The sequence below is a fragment of the Paenibacillus sp. JJ1683 genome, assembly GCF_053006485.1.
Window position 1 is genome coordinate 5134255 of sequence record NZ_CM129820.1, and the last position, 19886, is coordinate 5154140.

Annotated in this window: 14 protein-coding genes; 2 read left to right on the forward strand and 12 right to left on the reverse strand. The window is 44.8% G+C overall.

Going from position 1 to position 19886, the window contains the following annotated elements:
* Positions 1–153 precede the first annotated feature (153 nt).
* From ACUC6J_RS22145 to ftsE, 11 genes are all read right to left on the reverse strand, one after another.
* Positions 154–381 (reverse strand): aspartyl-phosphate phosphatase Spo0E family protein, encoded by a 228-nt coding sequence (locus ACUC6J_RS22145; RefSeq protein ID WP_045244620.1) that lies wholly within the window; start codon positions 379–381, stop codon positions 154–156.
* 251 nt (positions 382–632) lie between these two features.
* On the reverse strand, positions 633–2036 hold the full coding sequence (locus tag ACUC6J_RS22150; RefSeq protein WP_045244814.1) for a hypothetical protein: 1404 nt from the start codon (positions 2034–2036) through the stop codon (positions 633–635).
* 261 nt (positions 2037–2297) lie between these two features.
* Positions 2298–3695: a helix-turn-helix domain-containing protein gene (locus ACUC6J_RS22155; RefSeq protein WP_019688759.1), complete on the reverse strand. Its 1398-nt coding sequence runs from the start codon at positions 3693–3695 to the stop codon at positions 2298–2300.
* A gap of 215 nt (positions 3696–3910) precedes the next feature.
* Positions 3911–7969, reverse strand: coding sequence for a glycosyl hydrolase (locus ACUC6J_RS22160; RefSeq protein ID WP_447249425.1), 4059 nt, complete (start codon positions 7967–7969; stop codon positions 3911–3913).
* Positions 7970–8393: 424 nt separating this feature from the next.
* Positions 8394–8777, reverse strand: coding sequence for a hypothetical protein (locus tag ACUC6J_RS22165; protein WP_447249426.1), 384 nt, complete (start codon positions 8775–8777; stop codon positions 8394–8396).
* Positions 8778–9050: 273 nt separating this feature from the next.
* Positions 9051–9608 (reverse strand): class I SAM-dependent methyltransferase, encoded by a 558-nt coding sequence (locus ACUC6J_RS22170; RefSeq protein ID WP_016822955.1) that lies wholly within the window; start codon positions 9606–9608, stop codon positions 9051–9053.
* A 179-nt stretch (positions 9609–9787) separates the two neighbouring features.
* Positions 9788–11104 carry a PDZ domain-containing protein gene (locus tag ACUC6J_RS22175; RefSeq protein ID WP_017427073.1) on the reverse strand — a complete coding sequence of 439 codons (1317 nt, stop codon included), beginning with the start codon at positions 11102–11104 and terminating at the stop codon, positions 9788–9790.
* A gap of 164 nt (positions 11105–11268) precedes the next feature.
* A complete protein-coding gene (locus ACUC6J_RS22180; protein WP_447249427.1) occupies positions 11269–12735 on the reverse strand; it encodes a S41 family peptidase in 1467 nt (488 codons plus the stop codon).
* A gap of 204 nt (positions 12736–12939) precedes the next feature.
* Positions 12940–14223: a murein hydrolase activator EnvC family protein gene (locus ACUC6J_RS22185; RefSeq protein ID WP_016822952.1), complete on the reverse strand. Its 1284-nt coding sequence runs from the start codon at positions 14221–14223 to the stop codon at positions 12940–12942.
* An 83-nt stretch (positions 14224–14306) separates the two neighbouring features.
* Complete coding sequence (gene ftsX / locus ACUC6J_RS22190; protein WP_016822951.1) at positions 14307–15224, reverse strand: permease-like cell division protein FtsX; 918 nt, start codon at positions 15222–15224, stop codon at positions 14307–14309.
* A complete protein-coding gene (gene ftsE, locus ACUC6J_RS22195) occupies positions 15214–15900 on the reverse strand; it encodes a cell division ATP-binding protein FtsE (protein WP_007432660.1) in 687 nt (228 codons plus the stop codon). Before ftsE ends, ftsX begins: the two co-directional genes overlap by 11 nt.
* 223 nt (positions 15901–16123) lie before the next feature.
* Here ftsE and ACUC6J_RS22200 point away from each other — a divergent pair, with 223 nt between their 5' ends.
* Positions 16124–17542, forward strand: a complete 1419-nt coding sequence (locus ACUC6J_RS22200) for a VanW family protein (protein WP_025365961.1) — start codon at positions 16124–16126, stop codon at positions 17540–17542.
* A 73-nt stretch (positions 17543–17615) separates the two neighbouring features.
* On the opposite strand, the gene ACUC6J_RS22205 is transcribed toward ACUC6J_RS22200, so the two are convergent.
* A complete protein-coding gene (locus ACUC6J_RS22205) occupies positions 17616–18770 on the reverse strand; it encodes an S-layer homology domain-containing protein (protein ID WP_025365962.1) in 1155 nt (384 codons plus the stop codon).
* A gap of 267 nt (positions 18771–19037) precedes the next feature.
* Here ACUC6J_RS22205 and ACUC6J_RS22210 point away from each other — a divergent pair, with 267 nt between their 5' ends.
* Positions 19038–19826 carry an alpha/beta hydrolase gene (locus ACUC6J_RS22210; protein WP_165079722.1) on the forward strand — a complete coding sequence of 263 codons (789 nt, stop codon included), beginning with the start codon at positions 19038–19040 and terminating at the stop codon, positions 19824–19826.
* Positions 19827–19886 lie beyond the last annotated feature (60 nt).

Sequence of the window (19886 nt, forward strand, 5' to 3'; positions counted from 1 at the left end):
CGCTCTGATGTAGACGCAGAACAATAAACTGTACGAACAACGTGGATAAGGGCGGCGTACGAGATGTAATAGAGATTATTTTGTTTATGCTATATCTCACTATGTATAGAAGCCAAGGTGAAGTTAGGTTTTATCTTGTTATGATGCTTGATGTTAATAAGATAGGACGAGCTCGTGTTGCTTCTCTTGGATCTGTGAACTTTGGGGTACGCTCTGTTGTCTACGATAGCTATATTTCCAATCACTGTACTTATTAAGGAGCCGATCCAACTCCATAGACTTGGTCAACACCCGTCGATCCTTCAATCCCACCTCTTTCGCCAATTCATTTAATTCTTTTCGCTTTTCTTCGATGCACTCCTCCAATTGTTGCCATTTCACATCAATAAACCTCCTGTTCAGTGTGGTATTTACATTAGTTTACAGGCTGATACCTTCCCCACAGGTTAAAAATATAATAAAACCCATTTCATCCCTTTAACGGAATACATCAAAACAGCCAATTCAAAGGAATTGGCTTAGAAAGTACTAGCTCTGCTTTAAAAATCATATATAATCAACCCATACCATGATTAAACACTATAATCATATCAGAAGCTTCTACATTAATTGGATTGTAAAAAGGGAATATACTAAAGAATAGAATACCTAAGGCTAACACCATCAAATAACCTTTTTTCATAGATATTCACCTCCTTTATTATATTTTCATACCTTCTCTTTTGTTCACTAGTAGCAAACTCTCTGTAAACTTCAAACAACGCGACACATTGTTTAAAGTCACTATCGTTCCGACTAATTAATGAAAGAGCAAGACAATCCAGAACATAGTTTGTTCCTTTCTCAAAGCTACTATTTTTATACTCATAAATTGCCCGTTGGTATAAAAAACAACAATAATAATTTCTATTCTTTACATCGTCGAGAAACTTAAATTGGTCAATTTCTGCTGAAAAACTTTCAAGTACATAATCTACCGAGAAGTTATATTTGTTCGCTGATTCCAAGATAGTTAAAAGACCAGATAATTTTTCTTCCGGATGTTGATTGAGAAAAGTAATATATTCCACTAAAACGTCCCTTTTTCCTAGAAGCATATCAAGTGTATAAGAGTTTGCCTTTGCCCAGAGACTGAACATCTTTACATATTGCTCGCCTTCTGAATCTAGTCCTTTGAACCAGCTTAGATCTTCATAGTATTTAATATACGATTGTGCTTCCTCAAATTTCTCCATTTTTTGGAGAGCAGTAGATTTAGATAAATATCCGTATCCATAATAAAAAACAAGACTCTTCTCTGTTTTAAATTCGTCCCTAGCACGTCTTTTAGTGTTATTATTTTCATATCGATTTAAATAAACAGTTTTGGCGAGAGTATACAACTCATCTCCATACTTCTCAACGCTGTCCCATTTATGTAGATAAAAATATATGTTGATAATTTTTAAAAGCCCATCTAGCTGATAACTCTCTGGTAAGCGATTACGATAAGGAACAAATCTCAGAACATATTCCAAATTTTTTTCCAAATCTTGACCGACAGAAGCAACAAATAATTTATAATGACTGATCGCCAAACGTTCTGAGTGCTGATATTTTTCATTTTCAATTACACACTCATAGAAAGGAATTGCCTCCTGTAGCTTTCCCCCATCATATAGCTCCTCTGCCAAAGCAAAGATCGTCGGGATGTGATTAAGATCCTCCATTAAGCGTGAGAGCACTTTCTCCACGCATTGCAGGTTTCCTACTTCAACACAGCGTATAAGGAACGGCTTAACTCTTTTCCAATGTGGTCTTCCATCATAAAAACATTCATCCACATACAGGTCATACAACCAGTCTTCGGGATAATTAAGCGCTTTAGTGATCAAGTCCATTTGTCGTACGGAGATAGGCTTAGGCGGATTTCCGTTAAGCATAGCACTAAAAATGCCCCGATTAAGACCCGTAGCTTGTCCAAAACTATTAAAAGTATAGCCACCAAGTTTTAATTCTTTCTCAATTTCCGAACGAATCGTGGTTGCATTTTCCAATAAAAACACCCCCGGCGTATTCAGATGATTTTAAAAAATCACCCTCCTCGACAATCAATTACAATATACTAGAAATTATATGAATAAATTGGATGGGGGTCAACCCTTTATTCTACACCATTTCAATATATTATGGAATTTAATGTGTATAAAAATCCTCACAGCGGATATTCACTAATTTTTTTCAAACAATTTAGTCCAATAAACTAAAAGAGCTATGTGATCTTCTGCTTTAGGTACAGACACATAGCCCTTTTTGCTCTAAGAGGTCATTTGCCTCGTATTATATTCCACTGCTTTTATCGCTTTTTCATATTCTGTCCGTTGTTCTTCAGTCGAATGATCCTTATATTTCTCAAACAATAGCGTGATGGACTTGATATAATAAGTTTTATCGTTCAACTGAGAGGATGCTTCTAAACTAATCAGCATATTGTTTATTGCCTCGGTGTAGCTTCCCTTACTAAAAAAATATCGACTAAGTTCAAGAAAAAAACGAGAATATGTCAGCAGACTGTTGTTGGTATGATAATACGATATATTTGTACGTAGCTCCCTAAATTTATTAATATCCTCGGCGAAAAGGACCAAAGTATCATCTACTGAGTAACTGTAATTATTGGCCGATTCTATAATGGTTAATAGACCTAGTAATATTTCCTGTGGATTATCCCTAATAAGTTCAACATAGGCAGGCAGACTATCTTTATCCCCCATCAGAATTTGTAGATTCAATCGATTGGCTTTCCCCCATATTTCGAATTTCTCTGCTTCTATCATTCCAACCTCATCCAGGCCTTCAATCCGAGTTAGATTTTCATAGTAAGGTATGAACTTCATAGCTGCTTCATATAGTCCTTGTTTTTCTAAGGAATTTCCCTGCATTAAATAGGCTTGACCATAATAAACGATTAGATGTCTTTCTGTATTGAGACGTGTAACTTCACGATTTTTCGCCCTTGCTTGAGCCTGGTCCCAAAAAATACCTGTGACTAATACTTCAAGTTCTTTCGCATAATGTATAGCCATGTCATAATCATAAAATTGGAAATTTGTATTGGTCAACTTCAACAAAGCGTCTAGTTGATAATTTTCGGGAAGGTTCTTTGGAAACGGTGCAAACCTTATAGCTGCTTGCCGATTATTATCCAAATCAGAATTTAGAGAATAACAAAACAGCCTATACTGGCAGATTGCCAGCCGCTCCGAATGGTAATATCTTTCGTTCTCTACCACACACTCGTAAAAAGGGACAGCTTCATTTTTCTTTCCCACTTTATGCAGTTCTTCTGCAAACTCAAATACCGTTGACACATAGGACCAGTCTTCCGTTAATCTCGACAATACCTTTTGAATACAGTCCTTCCTTCCTAAATCTACACAACGCAATAAAAAAGGCTTGATCCGTTTCCAGTGTCCTTTCCCCTCGTGAAAGCATTCATCTATGTATAACTCATACAGCCAGCCATCGGGATATCCTAGTGCCTTGGTAATCAGGTCCATCTGCCGAACCGAAATCGGCTTGGGTGGATTACTGTTCAGCATGGTGCTAAATGTACCACGGTTAATTCCAGATATTTTACTGAAGCTGCTAAATGTATAGCCTCTCTGCTTGAGTTCGGTCTCTATCGTCGAGCGGATCGTAGGTGTATGTTCCATTTCAATCCCCCTCTTAACTAAAAAATATATTTTTCGTCTTTTCTAACATTATGAGGTAATTTTAGTTCGTGATTTCTTTAATCTGAATATAAAAGTCAAACATATCCCTTCCTTCATTATCCATTTTAAAGTTATAGAGGCTCTGTACAAAAAAAATGAGCAGAGGATACAATGCCCCTGCTCATTTCAGCAATGTTTTAGATCGAACATTTATCTTAATTAGCTGTCGGCTCGGTTCCCCAAACAAGTACGCCGTTATGATACAAGGTAACTTTAGGATGATCGGCATATGAGGTTTGCGTGCCTTTATACGAATAATCGTCACTTTCGTTATAGTTCGACCAGTCTGTCTTATGAATACGGGTTTGGATATCGCCCGTGCTTCCTTCAGGTGCTAACACGCCTGCATCCGAATTGAAGCTGACTTCCAAATAATAATCGGCACCCGTTGCAACCTTCTCCATTTTAACCAGTTTACCATTCAGCTTTGAGCAGCTCAGCGTCGCATAGTCGCAGTTGAAAGTCTGCTCACGGTCACCGTCGATTGTGTAGTAGTAGCGAATTTTCAACTCGTTGATCGGTACGGAGGTTGTGCCTTTGTTTACAATTTGGAATTGCGGATTGAGGTGATTATCGTTCACCTTACTATCTGCTGTGCGATATTGGAGCAGCAGTCCTGTCATCGGCTGCTGAGTATCCGCTTTCGGCATTGCGCTAGCCGTGTTCGACAGCGTCTGTCCTGCATCGTTCTTCGCTACCACCTGGTAGTAATACGTCGTGTCTGCTGTTACGGCTGTGTCGGCGTAGCTGCTTCCGTACACATCGCTCGCTACGGTGGCGAACGCGCCGTTTTCAGTCGCCGAACGCTTCACTTCATAGCTTTTCGCATTCGCCGATGCTGTCCAGCTTAGCGATACTTTCGCCGTTTCACCCGCAGCGTTCAGCGTGAAGCTGCCCGGTACGGGCGGCTGCTCAGTAATGCCATACGTTTTTAAGTTCGTTGGGAGCTCATCCAGCGTAATGACGTTCGGATGATTATACACTTTTTTCAGATGCTCAAGGCTGTTTTGTTTGCCGTCTCTCACAAAATCTCCATACCATGTAGCGAACCAGCTCCAATGAGCTTGATACGCCTTCATCAAATCAGGGTCCGGGATCGGTCCATTTTCGCTCATGGCAACTAGCTTTTTGTCCTTGCCCAATGCAACAAGGTCTTCGTATTTTGCAATTTGCGGGCTGTAATCACCGGCTTGCGGATAAGAGTCAAAGCTCAAAATATCCACATACTCGTCTCCCGGATACCAATCTGGAGCAACAGAATTCCATACCCAGATCAGATTGTTCAATTTGTGCACATTCGTCAAACGGTCGTGCATTAAAATATACAGTTTTTTAACAGGCTCAGGACCTTTGGCGCCCCACCAGAACCATTTGCCTTCCGCTTCGTGCAAAGGACGGAACAGGACAGGAACCTTCGCATCCTGCAACTTCTTCAATTGCCCTGCAATCACATCGATGTCGCGAATAAGTAATTTATAATCCTCAGACTCTGGATGATTCATCGCATATTCTATATCGAATGTGGTCGAATCGGCATAGAAGCCTCTCCACCATTCTTTTCCCTGCGTATCGATCAGACCTTTCGGTGCGTTCCAGTGCCATGCAAAGGTAACGATCCCCCCTTGCTTATCCCATGCAATCGCCTTTTCTGCCTCTGTGGAACTAAGACCGTGTTCCGCTCTGCTTGGCGAATAGTCGATCAGGTCAAGCGCTGCAATCGCCGGCTTTTTACCTACATTAGCTTGAAGCCAATCAATTTCATTTATTTCCTCTTGACCAGAGAGCATATTCTTCCCGTATTGATCAACCAGGTAGTTCATCAATGCTTTTGCTTCTACCGTCGCATTCGGATTAGTGAGCGTTTTGGTTACCGCATGGGGTGGGCGATCAGCAGCAGGCTCCAGCCTGACGTAGTCGATATCGTACCAGCCCCAGCCTGTTTCAAAACCGATCGTATTCGCGCCTGCATTCAACAGCACCTTGCCTCCGGAAGTTTCTTTAAAATCAGTCGTTTTCTTAAGCAACAGTTCGCCAAACGCTTTGCCGTTTAATGAGAAATTGGTGCGTTTGTCATCATGAGGAGAACGGTAGCCGATTGTAAGATTGTACAAGCCTGCCGTGGGAGCCTGAATCGTCATCGTCAGAGAATCCCCTGGATTGTGGAAATTCGTTACATAACCAGTACCGGAGTAGCCGGTCCCGCTGGATTCCACAATGGTTCCCTTCAGCGCGCCTTCTTCGGCTTCATAGCGAGCGGGACCGTTTACAGGCGTCTTCGGAACCGCTTTCAAAATATTAGATTCGCTCGATCCCTTATTGGTTTTGGCGGTTACTTTGTAATAGTATGAAGTACCGTTTGTTACGTTAGTATCCGTATAAGACGTTTCGACCAAGTTGGATGCTACAGCAGCGAAAGGGCCGTTTTCATCTGTTGCCCGCTGTACGCTGTAACCTACAATTCCGCCGGAAGCGTCCCAGGACAAATGGACTTTCCCATCACCAGCCTCAGCTTTCAGCTTAAAGCTTTCAGGACCTTCCACTGGAGACGTGTCATTGCCAGTAGTCAGCACAATGTGATATGCCGTCAAAGGCGGTACGGTATAAGTAAAACGGTTGCCTGAAATTTGCGTGATTGGCGCTGCTTCTTTAATTTGCGAGCTGTTTTTATCGAACCCCCATACTTTACCGGAACTGTAAGTCTTCGCGCCGGAAAGATCAAATTGGGCGTCGAATGCGCTGTCCATGCTTTTATTCATGACAACGAGGTGCAGTTCTTTGTCGGATGCATTCGTTACGGAAGCGTGGACCGAGCTATTGACAATATCCGATGTTTGCGCACTAACACTGGTATCACCGAAAGTAGAGTTTTTTCCGTCATAATTGCGATAAAGCTTGTAAGCGGCACTAACGTAGTTGTTGACACCATCCTTTAGCTTCCAGTAGTTTGCCATATAAACATCATTTTTGCCCAAGATACCGAGCACATCGGTCATCGCAATCCCGCCGGAAATATCATTTTCGCCGCCATAGCTATACTCGGTCATTGCCAGCTTGGTTCCCGGATAATATTTATCCACCGACTGCTTCAATCGAGGTAGTATGGGCAAAAACTCGCTGTTCCATTGAGCGATCCAACTATCTTCCTTATAGGTTGGGTCCCACAAGGTGCGAGGTGCCTGCATTCTGGCTTTCTTCGTTTCGTCATTGCCTACCTCATTCGTAATTCGTATGCCTCCGCCCATCGCTTCGGGATACCAGTGTACGTCGAATACATCCAGCAATCTCTTGCCTTCGGCTTGCGAGCTAAGGCGCATTTGATCCAGGTAATAGTCTACGAACCAGCTATAATTGCCTTTTACAGAGTCCCAATCAGGTGCAGTTTGAAGATCTTTATAGGCGCCAAATCCGTAAAGAACCGGCCCAAAAATTTCTGCACCTGCGTCAATCGCTTTCACAGCTTTGGATAAACTGACTGACCGGTCTACCAACTCTTTCGCTCCGACTTTTTCACCATGAATGCGTGGGTGCGTATGCGACCAGAGAGCGGGTTCATTGTCGAGGGCATATCCTTTCACACCCGCCTTTGTTGAAGCAGTGCCGTACTTGTTCACTAAAAAATGGACGAACTCATCCACATAGACCCGATTGTCATTCAGATCAGGCTGTAGTTGGAACGGTGCATTTTTGGCGTTTACGACCTGATTCCAACGAGCGGAAGGGGCCTTTTCGCTTTCCTGCACACTTCCGTTTCCATCCTTAGCCACATAACCGGCCATCGGCAACGTAACTAAAGAATAAGTGCCAAGCTTCAGCGATTGGTCATGAAACGAAGTCGTCACCGCTCCTGGCTTTTCACATTCGGCTTGTGTCAGGCCACCATTACTGCATAAATAGTTATCGCTAGATTGCTGCCAGTCACTTCCTGCATTGGACATATTGTTTTCCCAGTTGTATCCGGTCATTCGATTGCCACCAAGTCGTCTGGCAGCCATATTTTCATCGCCTGCCAAATCCTGATTTGTACCGTATATATAAGGGCTAATAGGCTTACGTTCCTTGGATGTATCTACTTTAATAGTAATAGTCTTTGCCGTTTGACCGTGAACCACAGCTGGAGCAGGTAAAGCCCCCCCTACTATCATCGTGCAGGCCATGACGACAGGCAGCCATTTGGAACGTTTGAACAGAATACTACTACTATTTTTCGCTCTCATACCACTTTCCTCCTTTACATTTGAAAAGAGCAGCCCCATACAAGTACCGCTCCGGCAGGTTTTAAGGCTCCTAAATCCAAACGGGTTTACCGCTCCGGAACAACATCGCCTTACTCTAATCCATAGATTCATTTTTTATAGATTCGTGCTTAAATTCCACCCATCGAAGCTCCAAGTATCTGGTTGATTACACTCTCCTCTCCGTCCGAAATTCAGAATTGCTCGGATCTTCAAATGTTGTAATACAGCTTTGCTATACGTTTTACCGATCAAATCTTCATATCGAACCATTTATGGGACGTAATGTCCATATTCTTAGATTATTCCAAATGGTTATATAGCAGAACATTGACTAGAGTTAACTTATTAAATAACTTTATAGCCTGAATATAAAAAAGCCCCTTAGCAAGGGGCTTTTTTATCTCTACCGTACTTTGTCCTTTTGAATAAGCTCATAGTAGATCCGTGCTGGCTCAGCATCTCCAGTAGATAAAATGTATTCTGCTAAAGGTGCACACAGCTTTTGGAGATAGAAGGAATACAGCAGTTCGGCTGTGTCAAAATGAATGTTCAACACTCGTTTCATCAGTTCTTCAAATTTGTTATAATCCAGTTCTTCCGGGCTAATATCAAAGGGGTATTCTGGAAAGGCTTTTTTTTGAATCTCAACAAATTGATCCTTAATTTTGGGTTGATTGCCTGATCGTGCAGCCGAAAAATTCATCATAAAAAAGGATACAAAATCTGTCTCACGGTCGCTTAACCCATAATACTCACACCAGCGCATGAACATCAGCGGTTTTACCATATATAAATCTCCTTTAACAAAAGTTCAGATTTATTATGAATCCTACAAAAGTCTAACAGGTTCCAACTTATGTAATATATAGGTTAAGCCCCATTTTAAAATATGATTCCTTAAATGAATTTTGCCATTTAACATATCCCTTATCTTATATTTCCATAAAAGTGGACAACAAAAAAGACCGTTTCAACATCTTAATGATGCTGACCCAATCTTCTCATAATCATCCGTATATGGATATTCGTATTTATTCTAATCTCCTACATAGCTGAAGGGTCACAGGCTGCAAGTAAACACATAGGCTGGCGGCACATTATAATTCACCTTTTTAATCTGGATATCTGCAAAGAAAGTACGGAAGAAATTGTGCTTAACTTTGCTATACTGGAACGTAATAAACTTGCCTTCTTGGCCTAACACCTCGGCCGTTTGTCCCAAAATGAGGCTGGATAACGCGGCGGGTAAGCTGGTGAAAGGAAGCCCCGATACGATATAATCCACCTTCGAGACTTGGTACTGTTCCATATACCGCGCTACATGCTCGGCTGATCCATGAATGATGTGTACCCTCTCCAGGTGACCATATTTGCTTTGTAATTTTTTATAAAACGATTCATTTGCCTCAATCACTAACAGTAGTGTATCTGGACGTTTGTTCAAAATCAGCTCCTGCGTAAACACACCGGTCCCTGCCCCATATTCAATAATGCACGAGGCTTTGTCAAAGTAAATCGGTGTCGCTATTTGCTTGGCCAGCTGTCTTGAACTGGGTATTACAGCGCCTACGCTGCGTGGGTGCCTGATGTACTCTCGAATAAAGTGAATCGCGTTCATCTTTTCCTCTCCCTGCTTGACACACATGATAGGCATTCGGTTCATCAATGTTTCCCATTACATTATTCATTGTATACCGATGAGAATATTCATTTCAAGCAGGCTGCTGTCGCCATATACAAAAGAGGGTAGCCTTATTCGATTCTAATCAAATAATGACCACCCTCTTGTTGTAATATCTATTGGTCCATGGTGTCCAAATGCGTACCCTCTGCCTTGGATGCTTGTCCCGCTTTGCGTCGTCGTGCACCTATGTGCATGGCCACAATTCGGTAGATGGAGGCCGGCTGTATGGATACGGCCCAGCCTGCGTCTGCATCCGGTGCAAGCACGACCCCTAACTGATGATGATCGCCATCGTACATGCCTCGCTGTACAAACTTGCTCTCCCCTTGCAGATTGCGTACCTCCAGCTTACAAAAAGCAGAGTTGATCCGCAAGGCCTGATGCAGCTCGGCACGGCTGTTCACAACCATGCCATTCACACGGTATATGGCCTCACCCGGCAGTATGCCCATAGCTGTCGCCGGACTATCTGGCAGCACAGCGAGAACACGCATCCCTTGCTCGGGATGTACAAACATCGGACTAAGACGGCTTTCCTCTATATTTCCGTACCAAATCAGCGCTTCATGGGCCAAGAAGGAGAATAACGCTGCCAGCAAGATTAGCGGACTCCACCAGGCCGCCAACAGGCTTAGCAGAAGCAAAGCCACACTGTACAGAAGCAATCGGTTCGAAGTAAGTACTGCCTTCTGTCGGGGTAGCTGGCCGAGCGTCACACTGCTAAAGCCCATCAGGACTGGCAGAGCTGCTAGCATATACCCTGTTCCGGCATCGCCGCCGAACAAAGGTGTCCAGGGAAGCATGAATCCTCCCTGAGCGGGTACCAGTAATAGCAACGGAATGGGCCAGAGATCCTCCATACGATAGCCACCAACCAATCTCCCCCGTTTGCCCTCGACGAACAGCGGAGTAGCTGCCTTTCCTCCTTGCCAGCGAACCAACAGCGCTTCAGCCACATGCAGTACAGCAACCAACACTAAGAGTGCTGGAATATCCAATCCACGGATAGCTGCTACCGATGTCCCGAGCACTCCCCCAGGCTGCCAGCCACTCGCTATGTTCAGAAAAAATTGAACTACACCTAGCAGACCAACCGAATAAGCAAGACACAGGTAACGGACGCGTACCAGCATGAGCAGTAATGTGGCTATCCACAGGCACACGATGGAAGTCGGGTTCAGATGCACGCTGATGAACATTCCTAGAACGGATAGTGCCATCCCGGCAAGCAAGCCACTCCATACGACACGCCAGGTCTCTGCAGCCCAGCTATGCATTCTAGTATGAAATAGCTTGCGCTCCAGTAGCATTTGCCGACGATAGCCAAGCGCGACAATGAGTATCGAGATATAATAAAACGGCTGCAAAAGCAGGTACAAGCAAGCATTCAAGACGCTCCATCCCCATTGTAATGCCCATTCCAAGTCCATTCACACTCCTTATGCCCCTGGTCCGCTGTATAGCGGAGCACGTACATTTCATATCCATTTATTTTATATGAAATTGCCAATGTAGGGAAGACAAACCGACGGACTGCAAATAAATCCCAATAAAAAAGGAGGCTGTTTCCAGCCCCCTTGTTGTAGCCTCACTATTATTTCGCTACGCCTGTCTTCATTTCCTTCCGAATCTCTTCAATCCCCTGCTTGAGTTGATTATCATTTTTCGGATCACGAATTTTTTCAATCAGCTTGGCTTCCATCGCTGATGCTGTCTTCGCATCAATGATGCCGTTAGCCGTCAGTTTCGCCTCTTTTTGGAAAGCCATAACAGAGCTTTCAGTCACTTTGTCAAAATAGCCGTCCTCGCGACCTGGTTTGTAGCCCAAGCCTTGCAGAATGATTTGTGCATTTTTCACATCGCTGCTATTCATATTGTATTTCAAGGACTTTTCCTTGTTCAGCGGTGCTGCCGTAAAGTATTCAGGCTGGTCCACCGCGATGTCCGGCTTAATCCCTTTTTTATGAATCCATGTTCCATTTGGCGTTAGCCATTTGGCAATCGTGATTTTGAGCAGGCTACCGTCACCCATTTGCTTGTCATAGCTGGTTTGTACAGTACCTTTACCAAAGGAGTTTTCTCCGATCAACACTGCGCCAGCGGATTGCTGGAGAGCACCTGCCAGAATTTCGGACGCACTTGCGCTACCTTTATTCATGAGCAAAGTCACCGGATAATTTTTGCGTGAACCTTTGGACTTCTCTTCCTCACGCTTCTGATTTTTGTCTTCCACTTGTACAATCGTTTTACCGGAAGGTACAAATTGCTGTGCAATATCAATGACAACAGAAAGTACCCCACCTGGGTTATTACGCACGTCAATAACGAGTCCCTTAAGCCCTTGTTTTTCCAGCTTGGCTAACTCTTCCTTGAAACGTTCTGCCGTATTTAAGGAGAACTGGGTGATCGTAATGACGCCTACTCCATCACTTTCCATATGAGCCGTTACAGTTTCCATATCAATGTTGTCACGGGTAATCGTGTATTCGAGTGGATCAGGAGAACCGTTACGCTGAATTTTGACTTTTGCCTGACTGCCCTTTGGTCCACGAATTTTGGAAACGGCCTTGTTCAGATCCAATCCGTCCAGTGTTTCACCGTTAACAGACAATATAATATCCTTAGCGCGTAGACCCGCCTTTTCAGCCGGAGAGCCTTTAATTGGTGTGACTACGACTACTTTCCCATTTTCAGCCGCTACTTCGGCTCCAATCCCGGTAAAAGAGCCTTCTATGGATTGCTCGAACTGTTGTGCAGTTTCTTTACCCATATAAGAGGAATACGGATCGCCAAGCGACTCCATCATTCCATTGATGGCGCCATCCACTAGCTTGGTGTGATCCACATCCTGATAATATTGTCCCTGGATTAGGTCCATCGCTGTCTCAATTTTGCGGATATCACTTCTGGAGGAGGAACTACTCCCCGTTACACTCGCCAGCAGTCCTTCGCCCAGAGCGCTATTCCCTACTGTGGTTGTTCCAGTATAAGCAAAAGTGAGCAGACTGCCGCCAAGCAGCCCGATCACCATCAAGAGTACCGCTGTACTTTTCTTCAACATCTAATCGTCCACCGCCTTCTCTTTATCTTGTATCCTATTTCCTCACAACGCATCCATTCACGAAGTATACGTTTAGCTTGTACGGAATATGTTAATTGTATCCTACTCCGTGTTTCAATGCACATGTTCTTCATTGGATATGAACCATTAAAGCAAAACCCTATCTACAACCGGATTGGTTACAAATAGGGCTTACCTTATCTATTATAAATAGTTCATCGGATTTACAGGTTTGTTATTCTCGCGCACTTCGAAATGACAGTGAGGTCCTGTGGAATTCCCCGTCGAACCCACTTCCGCAATTTTTTGACCGCGTTTCACGGTTTGCCCCGTATGAACCACCGTACCGCCGTTGCGAATATGTCCGTATAGGGTCCATAGTCCGTCTCCGTGGTCAATGACAACCGTGTTCCCATATCCGCTCCACCATTCAGCAACAATGACAACACCGTCCTCGGCTGCATGAATGTCGGTTCCCTGCGGAGCCGCCAGATCAATACCTGTATGGCCTTTAAGCTTGCCGGTTATCGGATGTACCCGCATGCCAAAAGTAGATGAGAGTCGGTAATGGGCTACAGGCGTAGCCAAAGTACCGGATCCGCCCGTATACGTACTGGCTGCCGTATGGCTGGAATTCGAGGCTGCGCCTGAGGATGAAGACGCAATTCGCTTGGCTGCAGCAGCACGTGCAGCTGCTCTAGCGCGTGCTGCTTTGGCAGCCTGCTCCGCTCTGAGCTTGTTCTTCTCCTGCACCAGCGCCACACGTTTGTTCGCGAGGGCTACCAGCATATCGTTTTGCTCTTCACTAATTTCATCCGATTCAGCAATATCATGATCGTAGTTGGCAATCAGTCTTTGCTTCTCTTTTTCCTTCGAATTCAATTGAGCTTTGGCGTCCTGCTTGAGCGCATACAGCTTCTTGGCATTTTTATATTCCGTATCAAGCTGCTTTTTCTTGCTAACGACCAGAGCCTTGTCCTTTTTATGCTCGTCCAACAGAATTTGGTCCTGCTCCACGATCGTTTTCAGGGAATCTACCCGACTGAGAAAATCACTAAAGCTGGTCGAAGACATAAGCACGTCCATATAGGAGACCGTTCCATCCGTATACATGAGACGCACACGAGTTTCCAGCATTTTTTCCCGCGAATTAATGCGATCAATTGCTTCGGCCAAATCTTTTTTAGTCGCACGCAGATTATCTTCCGTTTGATCGATCTGAACCGCTACACGAGTCAGCTGATCACTGACGCTGTTAATTTGAGCAAGTACCGTTTTCAGGTTTTGTACGGTTTTATTTTTGTAATGTTGAGCATACTGTTTATCTTGAGCAGCCTTTTGCTGCTGTTGCTTGGCAGATTTGGCTTGCTTTTCTAATTGGTTCAGTTGCGAATTGATCTCACTCACGCTTTTGGCATATCCGTCAGAAGGCTGGATTAGCAATGCAGCTACCAACGTAGCAGCCAACACAGATCCTATTTTTTTCAACTTGCACTCCCCATCCTTTATCGCAAAATAACACCGGGCTTCCCCGTTCTATTGAATGACTACGACGTTCCACCAAATGCTTCTTAGACTTTCAAGAACTTGCGCATGGACAGGGTACTGCCAATAATTCCGACCAGCATCCCCAAAATAACCAGCAATGCACTCAGCTGAATCCAAATGCCTTCAAGCGGCATAAGCTTCAACATATTGAGAGCGATATCTCCCTGAACGGCTGTCAGCAAACGCTGATAGCCTGTAAATAAAATACCTACAGTAATAAGAGAACCAATAAGACCAATAAGCGCGCCTTCGATAAAAAACGGCCATCGTATGAAAAAGTTGGTCGCACCGACCAGCTTCATAATGCTGATTTCTCTGCGTCGTGCCAATATCGTTACTCGAATGGTATTCGAGATCAAGAACATAGACATGATCGCCAGTCCGGCGACGAATATAAAACCAACATTGCGGATCAGCTTAGTAATGGTAAAGAGCGTCTCTACAGTGCCTTTGCCGTAACGAACCTTTAAGATCGGTTTTTCGGGATGCAATGTATTCAGCTTCTCAATCTTCTCGGCCACAAATGGAACCGTCGTTGGTTCAATAACCTCTACCACGATTTTGTCTGGCAGTGGATTGCTGTCCTTGTCAAAACCCTCCAGCAGATCCTTGCCACTGTCTCCCAAATCTTTGCGAAGCTCCTCCAAACCTTGAGCTTTCGTCACAAAGGTCGTTTTGCTGATCTCCGGCATTGCCGCGATTTCCTTTTGCAGTGTTTCACGCATGCTCTGATCGACATTGAGCTCCAGAAATACGTTAACTTCCACCTGACTATCTGCTTGATCAGCCAAGGAGTTGACGTTAAGCACCAGCATAATAAACACGCCCAGTATGAGCAGTGACACAATAATTGAGGTGACGGATGCTACGGACATCCAGCCATTGCGGAATATGTTTTTGAAACCTTCCCGCATATGACGCAAGAAGGTATTAAAAGTCATATCCGTACTCCCCTCTTACCTGGTCTCTTACGATATTGCCATTTTCGATGGCAATGACGCGTTTACGCATGGAGTTCACGATGTCCTTATTGTGTGTCGCCATCACAATGGTCGTACCCCGAAAATTAATTTCATCCAGCAGCTGCATGATCTCCCACGATGTTTCGGGGTCCAGATTCCCCGTCGGTTCATCAGCAATGATGACCGAGGGATTGTTCACGATGGCCCGTGCAATCGCTACACGCTGTTGCTCCCCACCAGAAAGCTGGGCAGGCTCACGATTCATTTTTTCTTTCAAGCCAACCAATTCGAGCACTTCTGGAACCCGCTTGCGGATCAGCTTCTTGGGAGCCTCTATAACTTCCATAGCAAAAGCCACATTTTCATAGGCTGTCAAACGCGGCAAAAGCCGGAAATCCTGAAAAATGACTCCGATGTTACGACGAACGTAGGGAATTTTGCGCTGCTTGAGCTTCCCAATATTAAAACCATTGACTGAAATTTGTCCCTTGGTCGGTACTTCTTCTCTATAAATAAGCTTCATAAAAGTCGATTTCCCCGCTCCAGACGGGCCGACTACGTATACGAATTCATTACGGTCAATTCTGACCGATACTCCTTGAAGTGCGTGGGTCCCGTTCGTATAGGTCTTCCACACATCCTGCATTTCAATCACTCGATCACTTCCCGCTGCTTAATCATGTTACATATAACCTATTATCCATTCGACATATTCCATGCATTTCCTTTAAAAACTTCTGTATTTCATCATACCGTTTATCATTGTAACAAATTTGTTACCTAAATAGTACCGAAAGTTTTCTGCTTTTGGCACATATATATGAATATTATGGCACACGAAATGCTATCAAGCTTATCAGACAGGAGACATCTGCATTATGAAAAAAATTCATTTATCTGTCATTTGGATATGGTCTGGTGTTCTGGCGCTGGCTATGCTGTGGGGAGGACTTCATCTGTACGCCGATAGACAAACACTACCAGAGGGAGTGCGGATCGGAGGAGTCAACGTAGGCGGCATGGATAAAACGGACGCTCTTCGACTGGTGGAGAAAAAACTGGATGCATTGAAGCAGCGCCCTCTGCTCTTCACGGACAGTGACAGCAGTGCACAGGATATAAAGCTAACACTCGGGGAAGCAGGGTTCAGTTATAAAGCGGAGGCATTCCGAAATGCGGTAAAGGCACTCAGCGCGAAGCATCTATGGACTCGCGTACAGACACGTTTTAGCTTCGAGAAGGAATGGTCTATCACACCTTTCCAGCAAGAGAAGATCTTAAAATCCCAATTTGGAGCTGATTGGGAGGAACAACGATACGGCATGCCTATCAATGCGGTGCGTCAGATTGATGCAAACGATCAGGTTCGTTATATTCCGGGGCGCTCTGCCCGGCGCTTGGATTGGCCCAAACTGGACGTCGTAATGAAGCAGGCACTCCCCAAGGATTTTACGGCTTTCGAGGAGCCGATCCGAGTGGAATTACCGTTCCACCAGTTGGAGCCGAAAATTACGGTCGACAGTCTGCGCAGCGAAGGTATAGAGCGTAAAATTACCCAATTTTCCACCAGTCTCGGCAGTAGCTCGGAAGGACGTGTGTATAACGTTAATTCGGCGGCAAGCACCGTTGATGGTTTAATTCTCAAACCAGGTGACATATTTGACTACGGCCAGGTGATTGCCAAGGCTGAGCGCACCCATGGTTTTCGTGAGGCTCCAGTAATCGTGAACGGACGGCTGGAGTCCGGCATTGGCGGTGGGATTTGTCAGGTATCCAGCACGGTCTATAATGCAGCGCTGCGAGTCGGCTTGGACATTGTCGAACGCCGCAACCATTCCCTGCCAGTCAGCTATCTGCCCAAAGGCCAGGATGCGACCTTTGCTACAGGATCCATTAATTTTCGTTTTAGAAATAATACCGGCAAACATTTGCTCCTACGTGCCGCGGTCCAAAATCGAACGCTTACCGTCAAAATTTTTGGTACATTCCCACCCAATATTTCGTATGAGCTTGAATCTCACACCGTTCGCGTACTCCCCATACCCGTAAAGAGAATACGTAACGACTCACTCCCCTCAGGCTTCTATCAAGTCATTCGGCAGGGGAAAGAAGGGTATGTGGTAGAGACCTTTCGAATAAAAAAGGTAGATGGAAAACCCGTCGAGCGCACCCGAATCAGCCGCGATACGTACCGGGCGCAGCAGCGCATTATAGCTAGTTATGGCGGTAGCACATCGTCTGAGCCACAAACACGCGAACTGGAGAAACCTATTGTGGAAGATGGCATAAGCGAATAAACGAAAAAATCCCCCTTCACTACTGGCTGGATTGGTTCCAGACAGAGTGAAAGGGGGTTTTTTTGTTTCTAAATTACTCGCTGCGTTTACTCAAAACCGAGATTTCTACAGGCTCACTTTCATGGCCGTCTGTATCTTTAGCTTTGATCACCAGTCTAACTGTCGCTTTTTGAGTAAGCACACTGATGCTAAATGTGCCGTCATCTTTGGCTACTGCACTGCCGATAGGCAGATCGTTGGAATAGGCAGTTACTGTGGAACCCGCTTTTGCTGTTCCTGTAATTGTACCTTCACCATCGTACACATCGTTGACTTTCAGTGCATTCGAAGTAGCATCCGCGTCAGTAGCTGTGTCTGTAGTCGTATCGGTATTTGTAGTTGTCTCTGTGCTTGTCTCTGTTGTTGTAGAGTTGTCCGTAGTAGTTGTACTATCTGTGCTAGTACTTGTGCTGCTATCTTCTGTTTCACTGCCAGAAGTAGTCGACGTATTACCATAAGTGGAATTTGTCACGTTACTGTATGTGGAATCCGTTACCGTTCCACCAGGAGTCGTCGTCAGATTATCAACAGGGCTCAGGTTATAACCGGATGCAGCATCCAGGATAGCAACCGCCTCTGCACGAGTCAGCGGCTTCAGTGGCTGGAATTTACCATCCGGATAACCGTTGATGATTTTTTGCTCCGCAACAGCCGCTACACTTTTCTTCGCCCAAGATCCGATTTTGTCGGAGTCAATGAATTTAGTAACATCTGCTGCGTTACCCGCAGTCAGCCCAATAGCTTTGCCAATAATCGCAGCTGCTTCCTGACGTGTTACCTTACCATTTGGTTTGAGCTTGTTATCTGCATAGCCGCTTATGTAGCCTGCATTTACGGCACTTGTCAGTTCGTTGTATGCCCAGTGGGATGCCGGAACATCTGTGAACGTTCTGCTTCCATTACCGTTGATTTTCACACCACCTGCATATGTTACGTCTGTCACTGCTGGAAGTTCCTGTGTGAACGTTCCCAAGCTGCGGTTCAGAAGAACGATAAATTCTGCGCGTGTGATCGCCGCATCCGGTTTTACCGCCCCATCCAATTGCCCTGTAGCTGACCAGCGTTGCACCTGATCTCCCGCCCAATGGCCGCTTGTAGTTTGAGGAGCAGCTGCCGCTGCGCTGAATGCGCTAAGAATAAGACCTGTACTCAGTACACCTGTAATTGTGGTTCTTAACTTTTTCCCCATGCTATAAATTCCTCCCTCAGATTGGATTCATCAATCTTTTTTAAACACTTTACCAGAAATCAAACCCAAATAACCCCTAAATTAAAAAAATCGTCCCATATAACCATACCCCCTCCTAATGTAGGATAAAAAAGAAACAGGACTTAATACCTAGCCATTCACTTGGATATGTATATTTGGACAGGTCACAGTATACTGGATGAATAATCAGTTGTATGCTGAAAAAGGTCAATGAGGTCACATCCCCTTAGGAAAAGAGGTTTTCTTATGGCTCTTATTCAATGTCAGTTTTATTCGGAAGTTCTTGGTCTGAGCACATCCATGAATGTTATTCTCCCGCAGACAACCCGATCACAGATTGGAATGGAGGGCAAGCAAGGAATAGGGCCACATCCGACACTGTATTTATTGCATGGCCTGTCAGACGATGATTCAACCTGGCTGCGTCGAACCTCTATTGAACGCTACGTCGCCTCCATGGGCCTAGCGGTCGTCATGCCTCAGGTACATCGGAGTTTCTATACGAATATGGAGCAAGGAGCAGCTTATTGGACTTTTATCAGTGAAGAATTGCCAGCTTTGGCACGTTCATTTTTTCCTCTGTCCGACAAGCGTGAAGACAATTTTGTAGCCGGGCTTTCTATGGGTGGTTACGGCGCCTTCAAACTGGCACTTCAGCATCCAGAGCGCTTTGCAGCCGCTGCCAGTCTTTCGGGGGTCATGGATTTACATGCATCACGCACCGATCCTAAGCAAAATGCTATGAGTCCAGCGGAATGGCTTAACATTTTTGGACCAGATGAAATACGCGGAACAGATCACGACTTGCTGGAGCTGCTACAACGTCATGCCACTGCGGGGACCTCACTCCCCCAACTCTATCAATGCTGCGGTACAGAGGATTTCTTATATAAGGGGAATCAGACTTTTCGTGAAACATGCACCTCTCTTGGAGTTCCGCTGACCTACGAAGAAGGTCCTGGAGCTCATGAATGGGGATATTGGGACGCTAAAATCCAGGACGTACTGGCGTGGCTACCGCTTAAAGGACACTAAAACAGGCAAAAAAATCCCCGGAGCCTTTCTCATCGAACCATGCGAAGGAATTAAGCTCCG

What these genes read in the sequence shown, in the direction of transcription:
- ACUC6J_RS22155 (WP_019688759.1), bottom strand. Translation starts at nt 3,695, where the DNA reads ATGGAACATACACCTACGATCCGCTCGACGATAGAGACCGAACTCAAG.
- ACUC6J_RS22160 (WP_447249425.1), bottom strand. Translation starts at nt 7,969, where the DNA reads ATGAGAGCGAAAAATAGTAGTAGTATTCTGTTCAAACGTTCCAAATGG.
- ACUC6J_RS22165 (WP_447249426.1), bottom strand. Translation starts at nt 8,777, where the DNA reads ATGGTAAAACCGCTGATGTTCATGCGCTGGTGTGAGTATTATGGGTTA.
- ACUC6J_RS22170 (WP_016822955.1), bottom strand. Translation starts at nt 9,608, where the DNA reads ATGAACGCGATTCACTTTATTCGAGAGTACATCAGGCACCCACGCAGC.
- ACUC6J_RS22175 (WP_017427073.1), bottom strand. Translation starts at nt 11,104, where the DNA reads ATGGACTTGGAATGGGCATTACAATGGGGATGGAGCGTCTTGAATGCT.
- ACUC6J_RS22180 (WP_447249427.1), bottom strand. Translation starts at nt 12,735, where the DNA reads ATGTTGAAGAAAAGTACAGCGGTACTCTTGATGGTGATCGGGCTGCTT.
- ftsX (WP_016822951.1), bottom strand. Translation starts at nt 15,224, where the DNA reads ATGACTTTTAATACCTTCTTGCGTCATATGCGGGAAGGTTTCAAAAAC.
- ACUC6J_RS22200 (WP_025365961.1), top strand. Translation starts at nt 16,124, where the DNA reads ATGAAAAAAATTCATTTATCTGTCATTTGGATATGGTCTGGTGTTCTG.
- ACUC6J_RS22205 (WP_025365962.1), bottom strand. Translation starts at nt 18,770, where the DNA reads ATGGGGAAAAAGTTAAGAACCACAATTACAGGTGTACTGAGTACAGGT.
- ACUC6J_RS22210 (WP_165079722.1), top strand. Translation starts at nt 19,038, where the DNA reads ATGGCTCTTATTCAATGTCAGTTTTATTCGGAAGTTCTTGGTCTGAGC.